Genomic DNA, 25,221 nt, shown 5'->3' with positions numbered 1-25,221 from the left:
TCACCGAGAGGAACGGGGTATCAACATATCTGGCGTTGACTTTTGGCACGCTGTTGAGTTCTCAAGGAACGGTCGCTTCCTTTGTACTCACCCTCTCGGGCTTTCCTCCGGGCGCTTCCCTTCGGTCTTGCGTTTCCGACTCTATCAGATCTTTTCTCGACCCGATTTCCTCGGTGCTTTCCAGGTTCCCGCTTCCGCGTTTCCCTTTCCGGCGGTTCCGACTCTATCAGACCCTTTCGGCGCCTGACTCCCAGTCAGAGGGGCTTGCCTTCCCGGCCGTTCGGCCGTTCCGACGTCTCAAACCTTAGCGGATCCGTCCGGCGATTCCCAATCGGGCCGCCGAGTTCCTATTCGAATTGAATTCGAGCATGCCGAAATCAATCCGGTCAGGAGATCGTGCTGGTGGTTGAGGGTGCCGCTCGGGGCGGCTGAGGTGCCGTCGCAGAACCGTTACGGCTCTGCGGCAACCCGAAGAACTCTACGGATCGGGCAAGGGCGTGTCAACACCCTGCTGTCAAGATCTTTACGCCCGCTTCGCTGACTGCTCAGTCGAGGTCGGTGAGCCGGCCGCCGGCGTCCGGCTGGGCGTGTTCCACCCTGCGCAGGAGGCGGGTCAGGACCTCGCCGAGCACCACGCGCTCCACGGGGGTGAGGTCCTGGAGCAGGTCCTCCTCGAACACGGTCGCCATCCGCATCGCCTCCAGCCACTTCTCGCGGCCGCCGGGCGTCAGCTCGACGATGACCCGGACGCGGTTGGACTCGTCGCGCTCCCGGGTGACCAGGCCCTCGGCGACCATGCGGTCGATGCGGTGGGTCATCGCGGCCGGCGTGAGGCCGAGCCGCTTGGCCAGTTCGCCGGGGCCCATGCGGTACGGGACGCCGGAGAGGACGAGCGCCTTGAGGACCTCCCACTCGGCGTTGCTGATGCCGAGGGCGGCGGTCTGGCGGCCGTACGCCACGTTCATACGGCGGTTCAGCCGGGAGAGCGCCGACACGATCTTCTCGACCTGGGGATCGAGGTCCTGGAACTCGCGCTGGTAGGCGGCGATCTGTTCTTCGAGTGTCGGCTCGGCGACGCCGGGAGTGTCGGCCATGGACGCAGTATCGCACGCACCCGCTTTGCCTCGAAGTCCTTCGATGTGTACTCTTTAGCTTCGAAGTCTTCAGGTCTAACTAGTGGAAGAGGTGAACGTGACCAGGGCGATGGGCGCAGCGATGCGCCGGATCCACGTGGGCAACGCACTCAGCGCGTTCGGGCTCGGCTTCACCGTCCCCTACCTGTACGTCTATGTGGCGCAGGTGCGGGGACTGGGAGCCATGACAGCGGGACTGGTACTCGCCGTCTTCGCCGTGGCCGCGCTGATCGTGCTGCCGTTCGCCGGCCGGGCGATCGTGCGGCGCGGCCCGCTGCCGGTCCTGGTCGCCGCGCTGGTGACCGCCGCCCTGGGCGCGCTGGGCCTCGGTTTGGCGGGCAGTGCCGCCACCGTGCTGGCGGCCGCCGCGGCGCTCGGCGCAGGACAGGCCGTGATGCAGCCGGCCCTGGCGACGATGATCGTGGACTGCTCGACGGCCGACACCCGCTCGCGGGCGTTCGCGACGCAGTTCTTCCTCCAGAACCTGGGGCTCGGCGTCGGCGGTCTCATCGGCGGCCATCTGGTCGACACCACCCGCGTGTCCTCGTTCACGCTGCTGTTCGCGATCGAGGCTGCCATGTTCCTGCTGCTGGTCGGCGTGGTGGCGACCGTGCGGATGCCGCATTCCCCGCGGATCGAGGACGCGCCCGCGCGGTCGGCGAAGGGCGGCTTGAAGCAGCTGCTCGGCAACCGGTCGATGGTGCAGCTGTGCGTGCTGGGCTTCGTGCTGTTCTTCGCCTGCTACGGACAGTTCGAGTCGGGGCTGAGCGCGTACGGCGTCGAGGCCGCCGGGATATCCACCTCCGCGCTGGGGACGGCGCTGGCCGCGAACACGCTGATGATCGTGGTGGCCCAGTTCGCCGTGCTGAAGTTCGTGGAGCGGCGGCGCCGGTCCCGGGTGATCGCCGGGGTCGGGCTGATCTGGGCCGTGGCCTGGCTGGCCGCCGGGTACGCGGGGCTGGGGCACGGCAGCCAGGAGATGGCCACGGCCGCGTTCGTGTCGACGTACGCGCTGTTCGGTCTCGGCGAGGCGATGCTGTCGCCCACGGTCGCGCCGCTGGTCGCCGATCTGGCGCCGGAGGGCATGGCCGGGCAGTACAACTCGGCGTTCGCGCTGGTCAAGCAGCTGGCGCTGGCGGTCGGCCCGGCGGTGGGCGGCCCCCTGGGCGCCTCGCTGCACGCGCCGTACGTCGTGACGTTCCTGCTGTTCTCGCTGGGCATCACCTGTCTGGCGCTGCGGCTGGGGCGGCAGCTCACCGCCGTACAGGACCAGCCGTGGCTGGCGCGGACCAGCCGGGTGGTCACCCGTGGCGGGACGCCCGCGGAGCCGGTGGCCGCGGAGGCCTGAGGCGCCCGTGCCCGTCGCCGGCCGCCGCGGTGACGGGGGCCGGGCGGGGCCGGTGCCCAACGGTGTTCAGTGCTTGGGCAGCAGGAACTCGCACCACACCGCTTTGCCGCCGCCCGGGGTGCGGCGCGAGCCCCAGCTGGTGGCGATCGTCGCCACGATCGCGATGCCCCGGCCGGACTCGTCGCCGGGTTCGGCGCGGCGGCGCCGGGGCAGGTGGTCGTCGCCGTCGGTGACCTCCACGATGAGGCGGCGGTCGGTGCGGCGGAGTCCGAGCCGCATGGGCGGGGTGCCGTGCTGGAGGCTGTTGGCGACCAGTTCGCTGGCGGCGAGGACACCGAGGTCGTGCAGCTCGGTGGGGAAGCGCCAGCTGGTGAGGACGCCGGAGGCGAAGGCACGCGCGCGGGGGGCCGCTTCGACACCGCCGAGGAGTTCCAGGGCCGCGTTGCGGAAGAGGTCGCCGTCGGGGCCCGTACGGGCGGGGTGCTGGAGGACGAGGACGGCCACGTCGTCGTCGTGGTCCGCGGTGACCCCGGCCGAGCGGACCAAGCGGTCGCAGACGACCTGCGGGGTGCCGGTGGCCCCGGCGAGGGCGCCGGCGAGCGAGGCGATGCCCTCGTCCAGGTCGGCGTCCCGGCGCTCGACCAGGCCGTCCGTGTACAGGACGGCCGTGGCGCCGGGGCCGAGGGCGATGGAGCCGGAGGAGTGCATCCAGCCGCCGGTGCCGAGGGGCGGTCCGGTGGGTTCGTCGGTGCGGGAGACGGTGCCGTTCTCGTCGCGGACCAGGATCGGCAGATGGCCCGCGGAGGCGTACACCAGGCGGCCCTCGTTGGGGTCGTGGACGGCGTAGCAGCAGGTGGCGATCTGGTGGGGGTCGATCTCGGTGGCGAGGCCGTCCAGGAGCTGGAGCACCTCGTGCGGGGGCAGGTCCAGGCGGGCGTAGGCGCGGACGGCCGTGCGGAGCTGTCCCATGACGGCGGCGGCGCGCACCCCGCGGCCCATGACGTCGCCGATGACCAGGGCGGTACGGCCGCCGCCGAGGGTGATCACGTCGTACCAGTCGCCGCCGACCGCCGCCTCGGTGCCGCCGGGCTGGTAGGTGGCGGCGATGCGCAGGTCGTCGGGCTGTTCCAGTTCCTGGGGGAGCAGGGAGCGCTGGAGGGTGACGGCGGTCTCCCGCTGGCGGCGCTCGCTGGCGCGCAGGCGTTCGGCGGCCTCGGCGTGGTCGGTGACGTCCGTGGCGAAGACCAGTACGCCCGCGCCGCGGGCGCCGTCCTCGGCGACGGGGGTGCAGGTGAAGGTGTACGAGCGGCCGTCGACGGCCTTGCGGGACTTCAGGGTGCGGGGTCTGCCGCTGCGCAGCACCTGGTCGAGCAGCGGGAGCAGGCCCAGTTCGACGAGTTCGGGCAGGGCCTCGCGGGCGGGGGCGCAGGTGGGCCGGGTGCCGAAGGCCGCCGTGTAGGCGTCGTTGACGTAGGCGAGGCGGTGGTCAGGGCCGTGGACCAGGGCGACGAGGGCCGGGACGCGGTCGAGCACTTCACGCGCGGGCAGTTCGTCGACCGCGGGCACCGGGGAGGTGCCGTCGGCGGACCGTTCGGCGCGGGCCGCGGGCACGGAGCCTTCTCCCCGCCGGTCCGGGGGGACCGCCGTCTCGGTCCGCGCGGCTGCGCGGCGCTGCGTTCCGGGGAGCCGGGCGCTCCAGCGCGTGAAGTTCACTTGGGGAAGGCCTCGTGGGTGCTGGGGCGGGCGGGTGGCCCGTCCGACGTCGTGGTGCAGTCTGGCAGGGAGCGGGCCGCGGCGAGCGACAACCGTCAGACGCCGGGCCGCGCCGTGGAGTTCCCGGGTCGGGTCAGGACGACCCCTTCGGGTCGTCGGAGGGGTCGTGAGGGAGTTTTCCACCGGCCGCCAGTTCGAACTCCGCTCGGGGATGTTCGAGTGAGCCGAGCGAGACGATCTCGCGTTTGAAGAGCCCGGCGAGGGTCCATTCGGCGAGCACCCGGGCCTTGCGGTTGAAGGTGGGCACCCGGCTGAGGTGGTACACGCGGTGCATGAACCAGGCAGGGTAGCCCTTCAGCCGGCGCCCGTAGACCTGGGCGACACCCTTGTGCAGACCGAGGGAGGCGACCGAGCCGACGTACTTGTGCGCGTACGTCTCCAGGGGCTCGCCGCGCAGGGAGTGCACGATGTTGTCGCCGAGGGTGCGGGCCTGGCGGACCGCGTGCTGGGCGTTGGGGGCGGTCTCGGCGCCGGGTGCGGCGGCCGTGACGTCGGGTACGGCGGCGGCGTCGCCCGCGGCCCAGGCGTGTTCCGTGCCGTCGACCGTCAGCCGGGCCGTGCACCTGAGCCGGCCGCGGTCGGTGCGCGGGAGGCCGGTGGCGGCGAGCAGCGGGTGCGGTCGGACGCCGGCGGTCCACACGACCGTACGGGTCGGGAAGCGCTGGCCGTCGCTGAGGACGGCGACGCGGCCGGCGCAGGACTCCAGGCGGGTGTCGAGCAGCACCTGGATGTTGCGGCGGCGCAGCTGGGTGACGGTGTAGCGGCCCATCTCCGCGCCGACCTCGGGGAGGATGCGGTCGGTGGCCTCCACGAGGATCCACCTCATGTCCTCGGGGCGGATGTTGTGGTAGTAGCGCGCGGCGTAGCGGGCCATGTCCTCCAGCTCGCCCAGGGCCTCCACGCCCGCGTAGCCGCCGCCGACGAACACGAAGGTCAGGGCGGCGTCGCGGAGGGCGGGGTCGCGGGTGGAGGAGGCGATGTCCATCTGTTCGATGACGTGGTTGCGCAGTCCGATGGCCTCCTCGACGGTCTTGAACCCGATGCCGTACTCCGCGAGGCCGGGGATGGGCAGGGCGCGGGAGACCGAACCGGGGGCGAGCACGAGTTCGTCGTAGCGCAGCAGTTCCGCGGGTCCGTCCCCCTCCGCGGTGGCGAGCGTGGTGACGGTGGCGGTGCGGGACGCGTGGTCGACGGCTGTCACCTCGCCGACGATCACGTGACAGCGGTGGAGCACGCGGCGCAGCGGGACGACGACATGCCGCGGGGAGATCGAGCCCGCGGCGGCCTCCGGAAGGAACGGCTGGTACGTCATGTACGGGTCGGGAGTGACGACCGTGATGTCGACCTCGCCTCTTCGCAGCTCGCCCTTCAGCTTCCGCTGGAGGCGCAGGGCCGTGTACATCCCGACGTAGCCGCCGCCGACAACCAGAATGCGCGCACGTTCCTTCACCGTCCCATGACGCACCCGGCGCTGTTGTTTGTCCACAGCCCCGGCAATTTGTGTGACCGGCGGCGCGGTGTGCGCGAGGTCGGCCGCGGTGTCCGTGCAGGACGAATCGGGGCAGGTCAGCGGGGGCGGGCGACAGTGCACGAAGGGGCGCAATCGGGGCGTACGTGTCCCGTACTCCGATCGGGGGGCGCTCCGTGCGGAACCTGCCCCTTCTGAATTGACTGTCTCTCAACTATGTTCGTGTGTCGACGGGGTGTAGGGACTGTGGTCGAACGGGTCCGCGACGGGCGGGTCCGGTCGGGACCGATGCCATATCCGCGCACTTCGCGTTCAGTGGCGGGGAGTCTCCGGGGGGAGACGTCATTACCGGGGGAAACACATGCATGTTCAGGACACGCATTGGGCATCTGCGGCCACCATCACGCCCGGTGGCCAGGCGATGACCGCGGCAAGGGGTAACGGGCGCGCGGACGGGGCGCGTACGGCACCGCTGCGGGTGGACGCACAGCGCAATCTGGAGCACGTGCTGCGCGCGGCGCGTGAGGTGTTCGGCGAGCTGGGCTACGGCGCGCCGATGGAGGACGTGGCGCGGCGCGCGCGGGTCGGGGTCGGCACGGTGTACCGGCGCTTCCCGAGCAAGGACGTGCTGGTCCGGCGGATCGCTCAGGAGGAGACGGCACGGCTGACCGAGCAGGCGCGGACCGCGCTCGGGCAGGAGGACGAGCCGTGGTCGGCACTGTCGCGGTTCCTGCGGACGTCCGTGGCGTCGGGGGCCGGGCGGCTGCTGCCGCCGCAGGTCCTGCGGGTCGGCTCCGGCGGTCCGGCCGGGCCGGAGACTTCGGGTGGGCCGGCCGGCCCGGTAGGGGTCGTCCCGCCGGCCGGGGCGGTCGCGTCGATCCCTGCGGTCGCCCTGGCCGGGGAGCCCCGGGTGCCTCAGCAGCGGGTGCAGTCCGGGGGTGGTGAGCTGCGGCTGGTGGCGGACGAGATCTCGCTGACGGCCGACGACACCGGGTCCGGGGCGTTGCTCGAAGTGGTCGGGCAGCTGGTGGAGCGGGCGCGGGCGGCGGGTGAGCTGCGGGCGGACGTCTCCGTGGGCGACGTGCTGCTGGTGATCGCCACGGCGGCACCGTCACTGCCGGACGCGGCACAGCAGGCAGCCGCGTCCGCGCGGCTGCTGGACATCCTGCTGGAGGGACTGCGCTCCCGGCCGGCGTGACGTCCCGCCGCTCGCTCCGGTCCTGCCGTCGGCGGGACACCGTCTGCCACCCGCACCCGTACGGCTGTCACGGTCGTACGGGTGCGGGTGTCTTCCGCGGGGCGCCGTCGCCGTGGGTACCGCGGGGGTGTTCGAGTGGGGTGGGGGAAGTCCGCTCGGATGAGTGGACGGGCTCTGTGACGGGGTCTCCGGACGGACGCGCTGTGGCACTCTGAGCCGGTGACGGGTTGGGCTGGGCCGGTGTCGGGGGCTGTCCGTGGTGGGCGTTGACGGGCGGGGCGAGTCACGCGGTGACGACGGGGACCCGCAAGCGCGCGGTCTGACCTCACCTCACGTACCGGACCGGGGCGGGCGCCCCGCTGCCGTCGGCGGCCCGGGTGACGGGAACGTGCCGGCCCAGCGCGGGGGGAGCGTCCTGCCGCCGCCCCGAAGGACACCCCCCGCCGACGGCGAGCTGATCGAACGGATGCGCGCCGGGGACGACTCGGCCTACGAGGAGCTGTACCGGCGGCACGCCGACGCGGTACGGCGGTACGCGCGCGGCTGCTGCCGGGACGCGCACACCGCCGACGACCTCACCGCCGAGGTGTTCGCGCGGATGCTGCAAGCGGCGCGGGGCGGTTCGGGTCCGGAACACGCCGTACGGGCCTATCTGCTGACGTCCGTGCGGCGCGTCGCCGCGCACTGGACCCGGTCCGCCCGGCGCGAGCAGCTCGTCGACGACTTCGCCGCCTTCGCCCAGCAGGCGGCACGGGCCACGGAGGCACCCGGCGACGGCACCGTCGCGCTCGGCGCCGATGTGCGCGCCCTGCACGAGGCCGAGCAGTCCATGGCCATGCGGGCCTTCCGTTCGCTGCCCGAACGCTGGCAGGCCGTGCTGTGGCACACCGAGGTGGAGGACGAGTCCCCCAGCGAGGTCGCCGTGCTGTTCGGCCTGGACGCCAACGGCACCCGGGTGCTGGCCAGCCGCGCCCGGGAAGGGCTGAGGCAGGCCTACCTCCAGGCCCATGTCAGCGACGCCCTCGCCCAGGACGAGGAGTGCGCCCGCTACGCCGACCAGCTCGGCACGTACGCCCGCCGCAAGCTGCGTGTCCGCGCCGAGCGCGGTCTGCGCAAGCACCTGGCGGAGTGCGCCAGGTGCCGGCTGGCGGCGGCGCAGATCGAGGAGGTGGCCGGCGGTATCCCGGGTGTCGTACCGGTCGCGGTCATCGGCTGGTTCGGGGCCGCCGGGTACGCCAAGGCCCTCGGGATCGTGGCCGGCAGCGCCGGGGCCGGGGCAGCCGGTGCCGCCGCGGCCACCGGGTCGTCCGGCGGGGCGGGCGGCGGGGCCGCGGCCTCGGAGGGGCTCGGGGCACCGGTGAAGGCGGGCATCGCGGCCGGTGTCGTCGCGGTGGCCGCCGCGGTGGTGGCGCTGGCTCTGGTGAACGACGGTCATCCGGCGAAGGAGGCCGCACGGCCGCGGCCGCCCACGCCGGTCGTGCGGTCGAAGACACCGGCGCCCGCGGCGCCGGCACCGCCCACGCGCCCGGCACATCCGGCGCATCCGGCACATCCGGCGCATCCGGTGAAGGGGAAGCCGGCGCCCGCACCCGTGGCCGTCGTCCCGAAGCCGACGGCGCCGCCGCCCCCGTCACCGGCCGTCGACCCCCCACCCGCGCCGACACCGACCCCCGCGCCGAAGCCCGCACCCACCCCGCCCCGGGCGCCCGGCCCGGCAACCGCACCACCGCCGGTGCCCGCCGTCTACCGGCTGAGCGGGCTGCGCTACGACCTGGACGGTGACGGCACCCGGCCGGAGATCGCCCTGGGCGGCAGCAGCTGGGTGTGGCAGCGGTACGGCATGTCGGCCGGCGGCAGCCGGTACGCGCACGGGGTGACCGTGTCGGGCCGGTCCTCCGTCACCATCGCCCTCAACCGCCGGTGCACCGCCTACGACGCGCTGGCCGGCGTCGACGACCTCACCCTCGGCCTCGGCAGGGTCTCGTTCTCCGTCTACGCCGACGGGGCCCGGCTCTGGCGGTCCGCCACGGTCGAGGGCCGCGACCGGGCCGTCCCCGTCCATGTGGACCTCACCGGCCGCCGGACCGTACGGCTCGTGGTGGAGCCGTACCGCACCGCCTTCGACCGGGCGGCGCTCGCGGACTGGGCGGAGTCCCGGTTCACCTGCTAGGTCGGGCCGGCCCGGGCGCCCCCCGCCTCACTCGACGGCAGCCGGGGCGCCCAGCTCACGCAGGACGTCCGCGACGCCGAGGGACGCGCCCCGGGCGCTCTCGGCCGCGTAGCGGTCGGCCGGGAGGGCCGCGCGGGCGCCCGCGCGCACCCGGGCGGCGTCACTGCGCTCCGGCTCGGGCCGCCGGCGGCCGTCCCGCCAGTGGTCCGCGGCGGCGAACAGCCGGACGGCGCCCGGCAGATCACCGTGCCGGGCCAGCAGGCCGGCGGCGACGTCCACCAGCCCGGCCGTGATCGACTCGCCGCACCCCTGCTCCGCGGCCTCGCGCAGGGCCTCCACCACGACCGGCAGGGCGTGCGCCGGACCCGACTCGTCGGCCGTGAGCAGCACCTCGACCGTACGCTGGGCCGCCACGAACTGCGGGGGCGGGGTACCGCCCCGCACGGCCGCGCACATCGCCTCGTACAGCTCGCGGGCGCGGGCGGTGCAGCCGTCTTGCAGGGCGAGGTGGGCGCGCAGCAGCAGGACGAAGGCGCGTGACTCCGGCACCGTGTACCGGTCGGCGGCCGTTTCCGCCTCGTCCAGGGCGGCGAGCGCGGCCTTCCGGTCGCCGGAGCGGTAGGAGATCTCGGCGAGGCGGGCCAGCAGGAACGGGGACTCCGCGTACGCGCCGACCTCGTAGGCGAGCCGCAGGGCCTCCTCGTACTCGGCGCGTGCGTCGTCGAACCGGCCGCGGGCCATGGCCGCCTCGCCGGCCGCGCCGCACACCTGGGCCCGCATCCAGCGGTCACCCACGCGCCGGCTCAGCTGCCGCAGCTCGGCCAGGTCCTCGTCGACGCCCTCGAGGTTGCCCGGCGAGTCGACGGTCACGTGGGTGCGGAACATCAGGGCGACCCCGACCTCCCAGGGACCGCCGTAGCGGCGGCAGTTGGCGACGGCCTGGGTCAGGTCCGGGTGGACGTCGGCCGGGCCGCCCAGGTAGTGGGCGGTCAGCGGCCAGACCAGGCCCGGGAGCCGGGCCGCCCGCGGGCCGCCCGGTTCGTAGGCGGCGCGTACGCGCGCGATGTACCGCGGGGCCCGGTCGTCGGCCGTGAGGCTCTCCGTCCCCGAGTCGGACGTCAGGAACAGGTCGAGCATGCGCAGGTCCGTCCGCAGCTCGTGCAGCGGATGCCCGGCCTCGCCGTCCGGGGCGGCGAGGAAGGCGCCCACCGGATCGGCCGACTCGGTGAGCGCCATCAGGTCACCCTCCGGCGCGCCCGCGGACACGGCGTCCAGGGCGACGCCCAGGCGGAGGACCAGCCGTACCCACGCCACGGCCTCCTGGCGGTGGTTGCGCAGCCACCAGAACCAGCCGATGGCCAGGACGACGGCGCCCGCCCCGGCCTCGTCGCCCGCGCGCACCGCGCGGTCCAGGGCCGCGCGGACGTTGTCCAGCTCGGTCTCCAGCCGCGAGATCCAGGGCAGCTGGGCCGCCGACCGCAGTCGCGGCTCCGCCTCCTCCACCAGCGCCCGCACCCACGCGCGGTGGCGTCGCTCGGCCGCCGCGCGCAGGCCGGGGACCTCGGCGGCACGCTCGGTGGCGTACTCGTGGATGGTCTCCAGCATGCGGTAGCGCATGCCGGAGGCGGCGCCGTCGGGGCCGTGCGGGGCGGCGACCACGAGGGACTTGTCGACCAGCGCACCCATCAGCTCCGCCACCGGCCCGGTGCACACGGCCTCGGCCGCGGCGAGGTCCCAGCCGCCGGCGAACACCGACACCTCGCGCAGGACCGTCCGTTCCCCCTCGTCCAGCAGGTCCCAGGACCAGTCGACGACCGCGCGCAGGGTCTGCTGGCGGGGCAGGACCGTGCGGCTGCCGGCGGTGAGCAGACGGAAGCGGTCGTCCAGCCGGTCGGCGATCTGGCGTGGGGTCAGCAGCCTGAGCCGGGCCGCGGCCAGCTCGATGGCGAGCGGCAGCCCGTCCAGGCGGCGGCAGATCTCCGTCACGGCCGCGGTGTCGCCGAGCACGGCGTCGGCGTCGGGGCGGACGGCCCTCGCGCGCTCGGCGAAGAGGTGGTGCGCCTGCTCCGGGGCGAGCGGCTCCACCGGGCGCACCGACTCGCCGGGGACGCCCAGGGGTTCACGGCTGGTCGCGAGGATCGTGAGGCCGGGGCAGTGGGTGAGGAGGGTCTCGGCGAGGGTGGCCGCCGCGCCGATGACGTGCTCGCAGTTGTCGAGCACCAGGAGTTGGCTGCGCGGGGCGCAGTACTCGACCAGCAGGGCCGTGGGGTCGGCCGGCTGGGTCGCCAGTTCGTTGCCCAGCAGCACGGTCTCGCGTATGCCGAGGGCGCTGACCACCGCGTCGGGCACCGCCTCCGGCCGGTCGAGCGGGGCCAGCTCGGCCATCCGGGCCGAGGGGAACGCGGCGGCGGCCTCCTCGGCGAGGCGGGTCTTCCCGGAGCCGCCCGGTCCGGTGAGCGTGACCAGGCGGGCCCTGTGCACTTCCGAACGAAGGGCCGCCAGCTCCCGTTCCCGGCCGACGAAGGACGTCAGGCGGGGGCGCAGATTCCCGGTGCGCCCGGGAGGCGGGGCGCGGTGCGGTACCTCCGGGTGCGGTCGGTCCGCCGGGTTCTCCTGTCGCAGCAACGCGGTGTGCAGGGCGCGGAGTTCCGGGCCGGGGTCGGTGCCCAGGGTGTCGGCGAGGGTGCGGCGGACGGACTCGTGGGCGGCGAGGGCGTCGGCCGGGCGGCCCGCGTCCCGCAGGGCGCGGATCAGGAGGGCGTGCAGGGATTCGTCGTACGGGTGCGCCGTGGTCAGTTCCCTCAGCTCCGGTACGGCCTCCCGGGCGCGGCCGAGGGCGAGCGCGGCGGCGGCGCGGGCGCGGGCCGCGTCCAGACGGAGGGCGTCCGGTCGGGTGGCGGCGGTGCGGTCGGGGAGGTCTGCGAGGGCCGGGCCGTGCCAGAGGGCGAGGGCCTCGGTGAGTGTGCGGTGGGCGGTGGCCGGGTCGCCGGCGGCGAGGGCGTCGGTGCCGGCGCGGGTGAGCCGCTCGAAGACGTGGAGGTCCACGTCGTCCTCGGCCGCTTCCAGCCGGTAGCCGCCGGGCGCGGAGGTGACGGCGTCCCTGCCGAGGGTACGGCGGAGACGGCCGACGAGCGCCTGGAGGGCGGCGGGGGCGTCGTGGGGCGGGTCGTCCGCCCAGATCTCGCCGATGAGGGTGTCGGGGGTGGTGATGCGGCCGGGACGCAGGGCGAGGGCGGCGAGGAGCCTACGCAGGCGCGGGCCGCCGATGGACAGGGGGGTGCCCTGATCGTCTGTCGCTTGGGTCACGCCCAGGATTCGGTACCGCACCAGGTCATTGTCGCGGGGAGACGGCAGCCGAGGCACGGGGGTTTCCCGACGGGCGGGTCGCGGCCACCGGTCGGGGCCGCCCCGCTCACCCCCTCCGACGGGGTCCCCGGCGCTGTCCCGGGCGGGGGCGGGGTCACTCACCCGCGCTCGCGGGGCGCCGCCGCGCCCACCCGTGCCGCCCCAGCGGCACGCCTGCCCGCGCCGACGGCGCGGACACCAACTCCCCAGGGTCGCGGGGGCCTGCGTGACCAGCCCCTACACCCCGCAGCCGCGCAACCGCCCACCACCACGGTGCCCTGCACGCACGCCCACACCGACCCCCAGAGGCGCGAGGAACCGCGCGACCAGTCCCCACACCCCGCAGCCACACAACCGCCCACCACCACGGCGCCCTGCACGCACGCCCACACCAACCCCCCCAGGGGCCCGAGGAACCGCCCGACCAGCCCCACACCCCGCCGCCACACCGACCCGGAGCCCGGAGCGCTCACACCCCCGGTGTCAGTGCTCCCCGCCTCGGCTGGATCCCGGAGGGCACCGCCCGGGAGCGGGACGGCGTGCCCGTCCAGCACGTGCCGCGTCGGGCGAGCAGGCGGTGGAGCCAGAGTTCGAGGGAGACGAGGCCGGCGAGTCCGTCGAGGGGCAGGGGATCGCCCGCCGCGGCGGTGCGCAGGGCCTTGCGGACGACGCGGGCCTCGACCAGCCCGGCGTCGGCCAGGAGGGGGCTGGAGAAGAGGTCCACGAGGGAGTCGGCGGCGACGCGGAGACCCGCGCGGGCGGCGGCCGCCGAGGAGCCGTGGGAGGGGGTGCCCCAGCCGGGCGGGAGGTCGGTGACGCCGGAGCCCGCCAGGACCGTACGGAGGATGGCGGTCCGCGCGCCGGGCTGGACGCGCAGGGCTTCGGGCAGGGCGCGGCAGGCGCGGACGACCTGGTTGTCGAGGAACGGCGCGTGCAGCCGCTGGGAGCGGACCTCCGCGGCCTGTTCCAGCACGCGGAGGTCGGCGGCGTGCCGGGCGAGCGCCGCACGCGCGCGGTAGTCGCCGGGCCGCTGCGCGCCGGTCCCGGAGCGGTCGGCCTCCGCCTGGAGCAGAACCGATACTTCAGCCAGCGCCTCACCCGTCAGCCAGCGCGCGGCCGGTCCCGGTGCGGCCCAGGTCAGCGCGGCGAGCGACGCGCCGACCGCGCCCTTGGGCTCGTCGAAGCGGCGCCGCATCAGCCGCTCGGCCAGCGCCTCCAGGCCCGCCCGGTAGGGGGTGCGGGCGAGCCGCCGGGCCGCGCCGTACACGCGCGCGGGGACCATCACCGAGCCGTCGGCCCGGGCGAGCGCGGCGACCGGCCGGACCAGGTTGCGCCGCCGGCGGTCCATCAGGAGGTCGGCGAGGCGGGCGGGGTGGGCGTCCAGGACCTGGCGGGCGCCGTGGCCGGTGAAGTGGTCGGCGCTGCCGGCGGCGAGCCGGGCGCGGTGCCGGGCGGCCAGCACCAGGGAGGGTCCGGGTTCGTCGGTCAGGGGGCCGTCGAGGCCGGCGTAGGGCAGGGTCTCCTCGCCGCCGGTGACCACGACGTGGTGCAGCCGGGGGGTGGCGGCGAGGGCGCCGGCGCGCTGGAGTTCGGCCTCGCGGCCGGCCACGGCGAGGTCGTTGAAGGTGACGGCGAGGAGCCGTTCGCCCGCGCCGGTGCCGTGGCCGAGGAGCGTGCCGGGTCTGCCGGGCAGCCCGGCGGCCAGCAGCGCGAGGGTGCCGGAGGCGGGGCCGCCGGACAGGTCGGCGCCGATGCCGGGCACCGGCATCCCGCGCGCGGCCCGGCGCTCGGCGGGTCCCATGCCGGGCACCGGTCCGGGGTCGAGGTCGGGCACGTGCCGGGGTGCGGAGAGCCGGGTGCGGACGGCCTCCACGAGGGCGTCCCGTACGGCGTCCACGGCGCGGTCGGGGTCGGCCGCGGGCGCGGCCACGGCGAGGGAGGCGACCGGCTCGTACCCGGCGATCTCCCGCGCTCCGGCGCGCAGCACCAGCGCGTGTCCCGGCGGGATCCGCCGTACGCCCTCGTACGGGGTGGTGTCGCGCAGCGCGGCCGGTACGTCGGGGGCGGCGAGCAGGGCGGCGAGGTGGGTGAAGTCGAGGTTGGCCTCGATGAGGTCGGCGAGGGGCAGGGCGGCCGTGGCGTAGGCCGTACCGCCGGCCCAGGGGGTGTGGAACACGGGCCGGGCGCCGGCGAGATCACCGCAGACGGTGATGCGGCGGCCGGCCTGGACGACGGCCGTGTAGCTGCCGGGCCAGCCGGTCAGATGGCGCAGGGCGCCCCCGCGCGCGGTGACCAGGCCGCGCCGCAGTTCCTCGTCGGTGGCGCCGCAGATGCCGAGGACGGCGATGCGGTGCTGCGGGTCGGCGTGCACCACGCGGACCTCGTCCGGGCGCCAGTCGCCGACGGCCCACAGCGGGTCCGGGTCGCCCCACAGGAGCTGTGATCCGACCGGGCGCAGGGTTTCGCCGTCGTATCCGGTGGCGCCCGCGGTGCCGGTCCCGGCGGTGCCCGCGGCGGTGCTGCTCCACCCCACCAACCACCGCATCGACGCCTCCACACGCTGTGGACAACCAGTGCACCGTACGAACCGGATCCCCATGCTGCCATGAAGAACGCGCCGGGGTGGGGCGGCGGTGCCGCCTTGGACCGGGGGAAGTTCGTGGCACGTGCCAGGGGAGTTGGCCGGTGGCCCGGGCGGGTGAGGGGATCTTGTTCCGGGCGGTGCCCGACGGGTGCGGCGCGAATGCGCCCCCAGTGCGCTCCCCCAAACCGCCCCACGCGCCCTCAAGTTACGTGGTGGGAGCGGAAATCCGAGGTCCGGAACGGGGGGCGATTTTCGGCCAATTACGCGGAGCGGCAACCGATATGAGCACGCTCCGTACAGGCCTGCGGAGCGCGAGGCGGCGCGCGCGCGACGCACAGTCCGGGAGGCGGGCATCGCCTCCCGGACCGGTCCGCCACCCGCGGGGATGAAGGCGGCGGTGTCCCCCAGCCCATTGGATCCAGTACAGCGGGCCGACCCACGCAGAAGCCATGGAACCGCTCCCCCGGTGGCCGGAGAAGAGCGCACGGGCGGGCGCACGGCCACATGCGCGGGGGCACGCGACGGCGGGCCGTGCACGGTGCGTACAGGACCGTACTGCCGTACGGACCACAATCCCGCCATCCGGAAGAATGCCCCTTAACGCTTGGGATGCGGCGAACTACGCTGGGTTTACGAATGCCGCGCGGTTATGCCATCGCGGCAGCCGTCTGTGTCGAGGGGTGGCGCATGTCCAGGGAGCAACGCGGGCCGAACGAAAAACTCGGCGCCGTTCTCGCCCTCGCGGGAATCAGCAACGCAGGACTCGCGCGGCGCGTCAACGACCTGGGCGCCCAGCGCGGGTTGACGCTTCGCTACGACAAGACGTCGGTGGCGCGCTGGGTGTCGAAGGGCATGGTGCCCCAGGGCGCGGCACCCCACCTCATCGCCGCCGCCATCGGGCAGAAACTCGGCCGCCCGGTGCCGCTGCACGAGATAGGCCTGGCGGACGCGGACCCCGCGCCCGAGGTGGGCCTCGCCTTCCCCAGAGACGTGGGACAGGCGGTGAAGTCGGCGACGGAGCTGTACCGCCTCGACCTCGCCGGCCGCCGGTCCGGCGCCGGCGGCATCTGGCAGTCGCTCGCCGGGTCGTTCGCGGTCAGCGCGTACGCGACACCCGCCTCACGATGGCTGATAACCCCCGCCGACAGCTCGGTCGCGCGCGAGACGGCATCCGCCGAGGAATCGGGCGCACCGATCAAAGTCGGCCACAGCGATGTTCAGAAGCTGCGGGAAGCCGCGGAGGACGCCAGGCGCTGGGACTCCAAATACGGAGGCGGCGACTGGCGTTCGTCCATGGTGCCCGAGTGCCTGCGGGTGGAGGCGGCGCCGCTGCTGCTCGGCTCCTACTCCGACGAGGTCGGCCGCGCCCTGTTCGGCGCCTCCGCCGAACTCACCCGGCTCGCCGGCTGGATGGCCTTCGACACCGGCCAGCAGGAGGCCGCCCAGCGGTACTACATCCAGGCGCTGCGCCTCGCGCGCGCGGCGGCCGACGTCCCGCTCGGCGGATACGTCCTCGCCTCCATGTCGTTGCAGGCCACCTACCGGGGCTTCGGCGACGAGGGCGTGGATCTCGCGCAGGCGGCCCTGGAGCGCAACCGGGGGCTGGCGACCGCCCGCACCATGAGCTTCTTCCGGCTGATCGAGGCGCGGGCCCACGCGCGCGCGGGGGACGCGCAGGCGGCGGGCGCGGCACTGAAGGCCGCCGAGGGGTGGCTGGAGCGGTCCAGGGAGGGCGACAACGATCCCTCCTGGCTCGGTTTCTACGGATACGACCGGTTCGCCGCCGACGCCGCCGAGTGCTACCGCGACCTGAAGGCGCCGCGGCAGGTCCGGCGGTTCACCGAGCAGGCGCTGTCGAAACCGACGGAGGAGTTCGTGCGCTCGCACGGGCTGCGGCTCGTCGTCTCGGCGGTGGCCGAACTGGAGTCGGGGAACCTCGACGCGGCCTGCGAGCAGGGGGTGCGGGCCGTGGAGGTGGCCGGACGGATCTCCTCCGCCCGCACCACCGAGTACGTGAAGGACCTGCTGCACCGCCTGGAGCCGTACGGGGACGAGCCGCGGGTGGTGGAGTTGCGGGAGCGGGCCCGGCCGCTGCTGGTGACCCCGGCGTAGCGGCACCGCGGCGTCCGCTGCCGGTGACGCCCCGGGGCACCGGCGCCGGCCGGCGTTTGAAGCCACTGTCAGTGGCGCAGTGCACTATCGAGGGCGGAGGTGGTGCAGGTGCGGGCCGGGGCGTACGACTGTGATGTGCTCGTGATCGGTGGCGGGATCGTCGGGCTGTCGACGGCGTACGCGATCACGCGCGCCGCACCGGGTACGCGCGTGACGGTCCTGGAGAAGGAGCCCGGCCCGGCCCGGCACCAGACGGGACGCAACAGCGGCGTCATCCACAGCGGGATCTACTACCGCCCGGGCTCCCTGAAGGCGCGGTACGCGGTGCGGGGCGCCGCGGAGATGGTGAAGTTCTGCGCCGAGTACGGCATCGCGCACGCCGTCACCGGCAAGCTGATCGTGGCGACCGTGCGGGAGGAGCTGCCGCGGCTGCACGCGCTGGTGCAGCGGGGCCGCGAGAACGGCATCCCGGTGCGCGAGCTGGGACCCGCGCAGATCAGCGAGTACGAGCCGGAGGTGCGCGGGCTCGCCGCCATACACGTGGGGACGACCGGGGTCTGTGACTTCGTGGGCGTCGCGCGCGAGCTGGCGCGGGCGTCCGGGGCGGAGATCCGGTACGGCGCGCGGGTCGTACGGGTGGACCGGCGGCCGGAGCGCGGCGTGGCCGTGCTCACCGCGGCCGGGGACGTCGTCCGCGCGCGCGTGCTGGTCAACTGCGCCGGGCTGCACTGCGACGAGGTGGCCCGCCTCACCGGGGACGAGCCCGGGGTGCGGATCGTGCCGTTCCGCGGGGAGTACTACGAGCTGGCGCGGCCGGAGCTGGTGCGGGGACTGGTGTATCCGGTGCCGGATCCGGCGTTCCCGTTCCTGGGGGTGCATCTGACGCGTGGGATCGACGGGAGTGTGCACATCGGGCCGAACGCGGTCCCGGCGCTGGCCCGCGAGGGGTACGGCTGGGGGGTCGTACGGCCCCGGGAGCTGGCCGGGACGCTCGCGTGGCCGGGGTCGTGGACGATCGCCCGGCGGCACTGGCGCTACGGGGCGGGTGAGCTGCGGCGGTCGGTGTCCAGAAGAGCGTTCCTGGCGGCCGTACGAAGACTGCTGCCCGGCGTGGAGGCCGGTGACCTGGTGCGGGCCCCCGCCGGGGTGCGGGCCCAGGCGGTGCTGCGGGACGGGACGCTGGTGGACGACTTCCTCATCGAGGAGGGGCCGCGGACCGTGCACGTGCTCAACGCGCCGTCCCCCGCGGCCACCGCGTCCCTGCCGATCGGCAGGGAGGTCGGACGCCGGGCGCTGGGCCTGCTCGGGTAGGAGGGCGGCCTCGCGGGGCGCCGTAAAATCGGTCGTACTGTGTCTGACTCCCTGAACGCCCCCGACGCCCCGCCCTCGGCATCGCACGATCCCGGTGAGTCCGTCCGGCACACCCGGACCCGGGGCGAGCCGCGGTTCCCGGACGGGCCCAGGGCCGATCCCGCCGGCTCCCACTTCGAGCGGCGGATCCGCAGCTTCCAGCCGCGGCGCAGCCGGGTGACGGCCGGGCAGGCCGACGCCCTCCAGCGGCTGTGGCCCACCTGGGGGCTGGACATCGACGGGCAGCGGGTCATCGACCTCGGCGAGCTGTTCGGGAACGACCGTCCCGTGGTCCTGGAGATCGGGTTCGGGATGGGCGAGGCGACCGCGCGGATGGCCGCGGCCGACCCGGGCACCAACATCCTGGCCGTGGACGTGCACACCCCGGGGCAGGGCAACCTGCTCAATCTGGCGGAGCGCGACGGGCTGTCCAACGTCCGGGTGGGCAACGGCGACGCGATCATCCTGCTCCGGGAGATGCTGCGCCCCGACGCGCTGGACGGGCTGCGCGTCTACTTCCCCGATCCCTGGCCCAAGAAGCGGCACCACAAGCGGCGCCTCATCCAGCCCGAGTTCCTCACCCTGGCCGCGGCCCGGCTGAAGCCCGGCGCGATCGTGCACTGCGCGACCGACTGGGAGCCCTACGCCGAACAGATGCTCGAGGTGCTCGGCGCGCACCCCGACTTCGAGAACACGCGGGCAGAGGGCGGTTTCGCCCCGCGCCCCGGGTTCCGGCCGCTGACCCGTTTCGAGGGACAGGGCCTGGACAAGGGTCATGTGGTGAACGACCTGCTGTTCCGGCGCGTCCCGCACCGGGAGCGATGAGTCCGGCACCGCGCCCGGACCGGTAATCCGCTCCTGCCCCTCGTCCCCTCACCGTTAGGGTCGATGCCGTGGCCACCAGTCCCCCGTTCCCGACGTATCCCCCGCGCCCCGGCGACGGTGTGCTCCGCCATCCGCACTGGTGGCAGCGCAGGTGGGTGCGGTACGGGGCGCTGAGCACGCTGCTGGCGCTGTCGGGGCTGGTCATCCTGGCGCTCGTGCGGCGCCAGACCGGCACGGAGGGCTTCGTCGTCGGGCTCGGGCTGGCCGTGCTGCCCGTGCCCTGGCTGATAGCCGCGTTCCGGTGGCTGGACCGGGTGGAGCCGGGGCCCTGGCGGAACCTGGTCTTCGCCCTCGCCTGGGGAGCGTGCGCGGCGGCGCTGATAGCCATCGTCGCCAACAGCTTCGCCACCCGGTGGATCGCCACCTCGACCGCGGACCCGGCCGGCGCCGACACCCTCGGCGCCACCGTGATAGCGCCGATCGTCGAGGAGTCCGCGAAGGCCGCGGCCGTCCTGCTGGTCTTCCTCTTCCGCAGACGCCACTTCACCGGGATCGTGGACGGTGTGGTGATAGCGGGGATCACCGCCACCGGGTTCGCGTTCACCGAGAACATCCTCTACCTCGGCACGGCCTTCGGGACGGACCAGCTCACCGGCGGCCGTGGCATCGCCTCGGTCACCGCCGCGACCTTCTTCGTGCGCATCGTGATGTCGCCGTTCGCGCACCCCCTGTTCACGGTCCTGACCGGCATCGGTTTCGGTGTCGCAGCGCGCTCCGGCGAGCGGCAGCGTGTGCGGCGGGCCCTGCTGCCGGTCTGCGGACTGCTGCTCGCGATGAGCATGCACGCCTTCTGGAACGGCTCCTCCACGTTCGGCCGGTACGGGTTCTTCGCCGTCTACGCCGCCTTCATGCTGCCCGCGTTCGCGCTGCTGACCTGGCTCGCGATCTGGACGCGGCAGCGGGAGCTGCGGACGGTGCGCGCGGAACTCCCCGCGTACGTACTGGCCGGATGGCTGGGCCCGGGCGAGCCGTTCGCGCTCGGGTCGATGCGGGCGCGGCGGATGGCCCGGGACTACGCCCGGCACCACCTCGGCCGGCCGGCGGCGCGGGAGGTGGCGCGCTACGAGGCGTACGCGACCTCGCTGGCGTTCCTGCGGCACCGGGGGCGGCGCGGGCGGGCCGGGGCCGACTTCGTCGTACGGGAGCGGGAGCTGCTGGACGAGCTGTGGCGGCGCAGGGAACCGGCACGCCCGGCACTGGAGTACGCGGCGCGGGCCGCCACGCCGGCCCGCCCGGTGTACGTGGGCCCCGTGCCGTACTGGCAGGGCGCCCCGGCGGGCGCCCACCCGGCCTACAACCCGTACCGGACATAGCCGGACGGGACGGCCGGGGCGGATCGGCCGGGGCGGGCCGGGGGGCTACGCGGAGGCCGTGGTCAGGGTGGCCAGCTCGTCGTCCGTGAGCGTCAGGTCCGCCACACCCAGCAGCGCCGGGAGCTGTTCCACCGTGCGTGCCGAGGCGATCGGGGCCGTGACGGTCGGCTGGGCGGCCAGCCAGGCCAGCGCGACCGTGGCGACCGGGACCTCGTGGGCGGCGGCGATGTCGTCCAGGGCCGCCAGGACCCGCCGGCCGCCCTCGGAGTCCGCGTACTTGCGGGCCGTACCGGCGCGGGCGCTGTCGACGGTCGTACCGGGGCGGTACTTGCCGGTGAGGAAGCCCGACGCGAGGGAGAAGTAGGGGACGGCGGCCAGGTTCTCGCGGGCGGCGAGGTCCTGGAGCGGGCCCTCGTACGTGTCGCGGGAGACCAGGTTGTAGTGGGGCTGGAGGGCGACGTAGCGGGCCAGGCCCTCGCGGTCGGAGTGGTCGAGGGAGGCCCGGAGGCGCTCGGGGCTGATGTTGGAGGCGGCGATGTGCCGGACCTTGCCCGCCTTCACCAGCTCGTCCAGCGCGCCGATGATCTCCTCGACCGGCACCTCGGGCTGGTCGAAGTGGGTGTAGTAGAGGTCGATGCGGTCGGTTTCCAGACGGCGCAGCGAGGCGTCGGCGGCGGCCTTGATGTTCGCCGCGGACAGGCCCCGGTACTCGGGGTGCTGGCTGACCTTGGTGGCGATGACGACGTCGTCGCGGTTGCCGCGGGCCTTGATCCACTTGCCGATGATCGTCTCCGACTCGCCGCCCCGGTTGCCCTCGATCCAGGCGGAGTAGGAGTCGGCGGTGTCGATGAAGTTGCCGCCGGCGGCCGTGTAGGCGTCGAGGACGGCGAAGGAGGCCTGCTCGTCGGCGGTCCAGCCGAAGACGTTGCCGCCGAGGGCGAGCGGGAAGACCCGGAGGTCGGAGGAGCCGAGTGTGCGGAGTGATGTCAGTGAGGTCATACGTCACTACAACGCCGGCGGCGATGATCACAATCCGCCGCCGGCGCCAAGTTCCCGCAAAACCGTCAGGGGGTGAGGCCCTTGTCCCGCAGCCACGCCATCGGGTCGATGGCGGCGGCCTGGCCGCCGGGGTGGACCTCCAGGTGCAGGTGCGGGCCGGTGACGTTGCCGGTGGCGCCGACCCGGCCGATGACCTCGCCGGTGGTGACCTTCTGGCCGGCCGTGACGTTGATCGAGGACTGGTGGCAGAACCACAGTTCGGTGCCGTCGTCCAGGGTGAGGATCGTGCGGTAGCCGTAGGAGCCGGCCCAGCCCGCCTCGGTGATCGTGCCACCGTGGATGGCCTTGATGAGGGTGCCGGTGGGGGCGGCGAAGTCCAGGCCGGTGTGGTGGCCGGAGGACCACATCGTGCCGGCCTGGCCGAACGTCGAGGTGATCGTGTAGGAGGAGGTGGGCAGCGTGTACTTCCCGGCCGGCTTCGCCGGCTCGGCCAGCCGCTTCTCCTCGGCCGCCTTCGCGGCCTTCTGGTCCGCCTTCTTCGCGGCGGCGGCCTCCGCCTCGCCCTTGGCCTCGGCCGCCTTCGCGGCGGCCTCCTTCTCGGCCTGGGCGGCGGCGGCCGCGCTCTGCTTCTCGGCGGCGGCGAGGGCGACGGCGGTGGCCTTGTTGTCGGCCTGGCCCTGCTGCTGCTCGGCCTGGGCCATGATCCGGTTGCGCAGGGCCTCGCCCGCGTCGGTGTCCCGCTGGTCCTCGGCGGAGGCCACGCCGACGCTGCTGAGCGCGGTCGTGGCGGTCTGCGGCGCCTCGGTGGCGGTGTCGCCGAAGAGGGAGCCGACGGAGGGCAGGTCCGGCAGGGAGAGGGAGACCGGCGGCTTGCCGGTGTTGGCGCTGGCCATGCCGCCCGCGCCGACCGCGGCCATCACGCCGACGCCGAGGACGGTGGAGCTGCGGGCGAAGCCGCCGCGCTGCTTGGCGACCCGGTGCCGGCCGCGGACCGGGGCGACGGAGTCCTCGGTGGGGTTCCACTCCTCCCAGGGGCCCGCGTCGGCCCGGTGGGCGTCGTAGCCGAAGGTCTCGGTCTCGCGCCGAGCCGGCACGAACGGGATTTCGGGGGCAGGGCGGTTGGACGCCACGCGGGCGTGCTCCTTTCCTTCCGCCGCCTACCGGGTTAGCTGACGGGTTCGGAGCGGGAAGGTCTCCTACGCGCGTATACCGGTCGTGGACCGTGTGGGCTCCACGTCGGCGTTCGCGAGATTCACCCCAGGGTGGTGGTTCCCCGGTTCCCTTGCGGGATTCGGCGCGTGCGCGCGGAGCCGTCGGTGACGGCTGGGACGACCGCGCTGCGTTATCGAACGTTAATAGACCCGCCAGTCACTTTCCAAGCTGTTCGCCATGATCATCAATGTTCAAACCTGGGGATTTACCGGTCATGACATGCACAAAGCGGGCGAGTTGACCGACGTACAGGAGTCACTCGCGGCTTTGATGGTGACTCGACCGTCACCGCACAGGGCCCACCCGATCACGGTCCGTCACAGCTGCCGGGGGGCCGCGGAAGCGATGTGCATCGCACCCTGTGGATGGCGTACAGTAGAGACACAACGACGCGGGGTGGAGCAGCTCGGTAGCTCGCTGGGCTCATAACCCAGAGGTCGCAGGTTCAAATCCTGTCCCCGCTACTGGAACTCAGGGCCGGAATCCAATGGATTCCGGCCCTGAGTGTCATCCGGCGAGCAGATGCCCGTTCGGCGCCTTGGCGAGGGACTCCAGCTCCGGCAGTACGACGACCCGGGCGCCCGCGCCGGTCAGCACACCCGAGCCGTCGGCCGCCGCGACGAACGTGTCGGGCTCCCGCCACGCCGTGACCACCCGGCGCACCCCGGCCCGCAGGATCAGCTCGGCGCAGGGGGCGGGGCGGGAGGCGCGGCGGGCGCAGGGTTCCAGGCTGCTGTAGACCGTGGCGCCGGGCAGGCGCGGGTCGGCCGGGTCGGTCTTCGCGAGGGCCGCCTCCTCCGCGTGGACCACAGGGTCGGCGCCTTCGCGGGAGTGGCCGCGGGCCAGCTCCGTACCGTCCGCGGCGACCACGACCGCGCCCACACTGAACGCCGTCCGGGAGGGCGGGCACAGGGCGGCGAGTTCGCAGGCGGTGCGCAGCCAGTGACGGTCGGCCGGGGTGGGGACCGGACCGGTGCCGGGGGCCGTGGGCTCGTAGCGCATGAGGACGACGTCCTCGATACGGCGGGTCTCGGTCAGGCGCAGGCGTCCGTCCTGGTAGGCGCCGGGGCCGAACAGGCGCGGGGCCGCGGGGTCGCCGACGAGGAGCGGGGCGAGGACGAGCTGGAGTTCGTCGGCGAGGTCCTGCTGGAGCAGCTGGGTGTGGACCTGGCCGCCGCCCTCGACCATCAGGCGCTCGACGCCCCGCACGTCGTGCAGATGCTCCAGCAGGGCCCGCCAGTCCAGGACGGGGCCGAGCGCCACGACGTCGGCGGTGCCGCCGAGGAGACGCGCGGCCCGGCCGGCGCCGGCGTCGGTGGTGCAGACGAGCTTGTCGCCGCCGGTGTGCCAGAAGTGGGCGCCCGGGTCGAGGTCGCCGGAGGCGGTGACCGTCACCTTCAGCGGGTACGCCGGCCGGCCCGCCGCGACCCGCGCCGCGCGCCGCTCGGCGGAGTTGACCAGCAGACGCGGGTTGTCGGCGCGGATCGTGCCGGCGCCGATCAGGATGGCGTCGGCGGAGGCCCGTACCGCGTCGACCCGGTCGAAGTCGGCCGGGCCGGACAGCAGGAGCCGTTCGGGGCCGGTGTCGTCCAGGTAGCCGTCGAGGGAGACGGCGGCGGACAGCAGTACGTACGGCAGGGGCATCGGCGTACTCCCTCGCGGCGGCCCGGTGGACCGGCCGAAGTCTTGGTTCAAAGTTGGAACAAACCTACACTGGCGGCATGACGACCCGCTGGCTCACTCCGCAGGAGCAGCGCGCCTGGCGCGCCTACCTCGCCGCGTCCCGGTTGCTGGAGGACGCGATCGACCGGCAGCTCCAGCAGGAGGGGGGCATGGCCCACCTGTTCTACTCCGTACTGGCCAACCTCTCCGAGGCCCCCGGCCGGCGACTGCGCATGACCGACCTCGCCGAGACGCTGAAGATCACGCGGAGCAGGCTGACGTACGGGGTGACCCGGCTGGAACGGGACGGCCTGGTGCGCCGGGAGACCTGCGGCCAGGACCGGCGCAGCTCGCTCGCGGTGCTGACGGACGAGGGGATGGCCGTACTGGAGCGTACGGCGCCGGGGCACGTCGAGACGGTGCGCGCCACACTGTTCGACCGGCTGACCCCGGAGCAGGTGGGGCAGCTCGAGGAGATCTGCGCGGGGATCGCGCGCGGCCTCCAGGGGGAGGACGGCGAAGGCGGGGCCGCGGCGGAGGACGTGCCGTGGCGCCGGCGGTCGTCGCCCTGTTCGGGCTAGCGCGCCACGCGACATTGCTTGAACTTTAAAGCATGAGGTAGGGTCCGGAGCCGGCAGCTGCTTCAAACCTGAAGCAGACAGCAGACAC

16 protein-coding genes, 1 tRNA gene and 1 riboswitch are annotated in these 25,221 nt (G+C 74.2%); of the genes, 9 read left to right on the top strand and 8 right to left on the bottom strand.

Features of this window, described 5'->3' with window-relative positions:
- Nucleotides 1-545 precede the first annotated feature (545 nt).
- A complete protein-coding gene (locus ABZ117_RS10835) occupies nt 546-1,094 on the bottom strand; it encodes a MarR family transcriptional regulator (protein ID WP_356819361.1) in 549 nt (182 codons plus the stop codon).
- Between the two features lie 97 nt (nt 1,095-1,191).
- Between ABZ117_RS10835 and ABZ117_RS10830 the strand changes: the two genes are divergently transcribed.
- Nucleotides 1,192-2,481, top strand: a complete 1,290-nt coding sequence (locus ABZ117_RS10830) for an MFS transporter (RefSeq protein ID WP_356819359.1) — start codon at nt 1,192-1,194, stop codon at nt 2,479-2,481.
- Between the two features lie 66 nt (nt 2,482-2,547).
- Here the strand turns inward: ABZ117_RS10830 and ABZ117_RS10825 are convergent, their stop codons facing one another.
- Nucleotides 2,548-4,194: a SpoIIE family protein phosphatase gene (locus ABZ117_RS10825; RefSeq protein WP_356819358.1), complete on the bottom strand. Its 1,647-nt coding sequence runs from the start codon at nt 4,192-4,194 to the stop codon at nt 2,548-2,550.
- Nucleotides 4,195-4,327: 133 nt separating this feature from the next.
- A complete protein-coding gene (locus tag ABZ117_RS10820; RefSeq protein ID WP_356819356.1) occupies nt 4,328-5,704 on the bottom strand; it encodes an NAD(P)/FAD-dependent oxidoreductase in 1,377 nt (458 codons plus the stop codon).
- A 379-nt stretch (nt 5,705-6,083) separates the two neighbouring features.
- Between ABZ117_RS10820 and ABZ117_RS10815 the strand changes: the two genes are divergently transcribed.
- Together ABZ117_RS10815 and ABZ117_RS10810 are read left to right on the top strand one after the other, a co-directional pair.
- On the top strand, nt 6,084-6,920 hold the full coding sequence (locus ABZ117_RS10815; protein WP_356819354.1) for a helix-turn-helix domain-containing protein: 837 nt from the start codon (nt 6,084-6,086) through the stop codon (nt 6,918-6,920).
- A gap of 259 nt (nt 6,921-7,179) precedes the next feature.
- Complete coding sequence (locus tag ABZ117_RS10810; RefSeq protein ID WP_356819394.1) at nt 7,180-9,090, top strand: sigma-70 family RNA polymerase sigma factor; 1,911 nt, start codon at nt 7,180-7,182, stop codon at nt 9,088-9,090.
- Between the two features lie 27 nt (nt 9,091-9,117).
- Here ABZ117_RS10810 and ABZ117_RS10805 read toward each other — a convergent pair whose 3' ends face one another.
- Complete coding sequence (locus ABZ117_RS10805; RefSeq protein WP_356819353.1) at nt 9,118-12,396, bottom strand: BTAD domain-containing putative transcriptional regulator; 3,279 nt, start codon at nt 12,394-12,396, stop codon at nt 9,118-9,120.
- A 508-nt stretch (nt 12,397-12,904) separates the two neighbouring features.
- Complete coding sequence (locus tag ABZ117_RS10800; RefSeq protein WP_356819351.1) at nt 12,905-14,980, bottom strand: asparagine synthase-related protein; 2,076 nt, start codon at nt 14,978-14,980, stop codon at nt 12,905-12,907.
- 726 nt (nt 14,981-15,706) lie between these two features.
- Here ABZ117_RS10800 and ABZ117_RS10795 point away from each other — a divergent pair.
- The 4 genes from ABZ117_RS10795 (at nt 15,707) to ABZ117_RS10780 (ending at nt 20,679) form a co-directional block, all read left to right on the top strand.
- Entirely contained in the window at nt 15,707-17,131 is a 1,425-nt protein-coding gene (locus tag ABZ117_RS10795) for an MFS transporter (protein ID WP_356819349.1), read from the top strand.
- A gap of 99 nt (nt 17,132-17,230) precedes the next feature.
- Nucleotides 17,231-18,442, top strand: a complete 1,212-nt coding sequence (gene lhgO, locus ABZ117_RS10790) for an L-2-hydroxyglutarate oxidase (protein WP_356819347.1) — start codon at nt 17,231-17,233, stop codon at nt 18,440-18,442.
- 39 nt (nt 18,443-18,481) lie between these two features.
- Nucleotides 18,482-19,306 carry a tRNA (guanosine(46)-N7)-methyltransferase TrmB gene (trmB, locus tag ABZ117_RS10785; protein WP_356819346.1) on the top strand — a complete coding sequence of 275 codons (825 nt, stop codon included), beginning with the start codon at nt 18,482-18,484 and terminating at the stop codon, nt 19,304-19,306.
- 68 nt (nt 19,307-19,374) lie between these two features.
- A complete protein-coding gene (locus tag ABZ117_RS10780; RefSeq protein ID WP_356819344.1) occupies nt 19,375-20,679 on the top strand; it encodes a PrsW family intramembrane metalloprotease in 1,305 nt (434 codons plus the stop codon).
- Between the two features lie 45 nt (nt 20,680-20,724).
- Here the strand turns inward: ABZ117_RS10780 and ABZ117_RS10775 are convergent, their stop codons facing one another.
- Together ABZ117_RS10775 and ABZ117_RS10770 are read right to left on the bottom strand one after the other, a co-directional pair.
- Nucleotides 20,725-21,669, bottom strand: coding sequence for an aldo/keto reductase (locus tag ABZ117_RS10775; protein WP_356819392.1), 945 nt, complete (start codon nt 21,667-21,669; stop codon nt 20,725-20,727).
- A 74-nt stretch (nt 21,670-21,743) separates the two neighbouring features.
- The gene (locus ABZ117_RS10770; protein ID WP_356819342.1) at nt 21,744-22,808 is read right to left on the bottom strand and encodes a M23 family metallopeptidase; all 1,065 of its coding nucleotides are present in this window, start codon (nt 22,806-22,808) and stop codon (nt 21,744-21,746) included.
- Between the two features lie 7 nt (nt 22,809-22,815).
- A riboswitch (cyclic di-AMP (ydaO/yuaA leader) is annotated at nt 22,816-22,985 on the bottom strand.
- A 295-nt stretch (nt 22,986-23,280) separates the two neighbouring features.
- Here ABZ117_RS10770 and ABZ117_RS10765 point away from each other — a divergent pair.
- Nucleotides 23,281-23,354, top strand: a tRNA-Met gene (locus ABZ117_RS10765).
- 43 nt (nt 23,355-23,397) lie between these two features.
- On the opposite strand, the gene ABZ117_RS10760 is transcribed toward ABZ117_RS10765, so the two are convergent.
- A complete protein-coding gene (locus ABZ117_RS10760) occupies nt 23,398-24,534 on the bottom strand; it encodes a dihydrofolate reductase family protein (protein WP_356819341.1) in 1,137 nt (378 codons plus the stop codon).
- A 77-nt stretch (nt 24,535-24,611) separates the two neighbouring features.
- Here ABZ117_RS10760 and ABZ117_RS10755 point away from each other — a divergent pair, with 77 nt between their 5' ends.
- Nucleotides 24,612-25,133, top strand: a complete 522-nt coding sequence (locus ABZ117_RS10755) for a MarR family transcriptional regulator (protein ID WP_356819339.1) — start codon at nt 24,612-24,614, stop codon at nt 25,131-25,133.
- Nucleotides 25,134-25,221 lie beyond the last annotated feature (88 nt).

Origin of the sequence: Streptomyces sp. NPDC006309, from assembly GCF_040613095.1 — a bacterium.
Taxonomy (GTDB): domain Bacteria; phylum Actinomycetota; class Actinomycetes; order Streptomycetales; family Streptomycetaceae; genus Streptomyces.
This window is presented reverse-complemented; position numbering and strand designations above follow the sequence as displayed.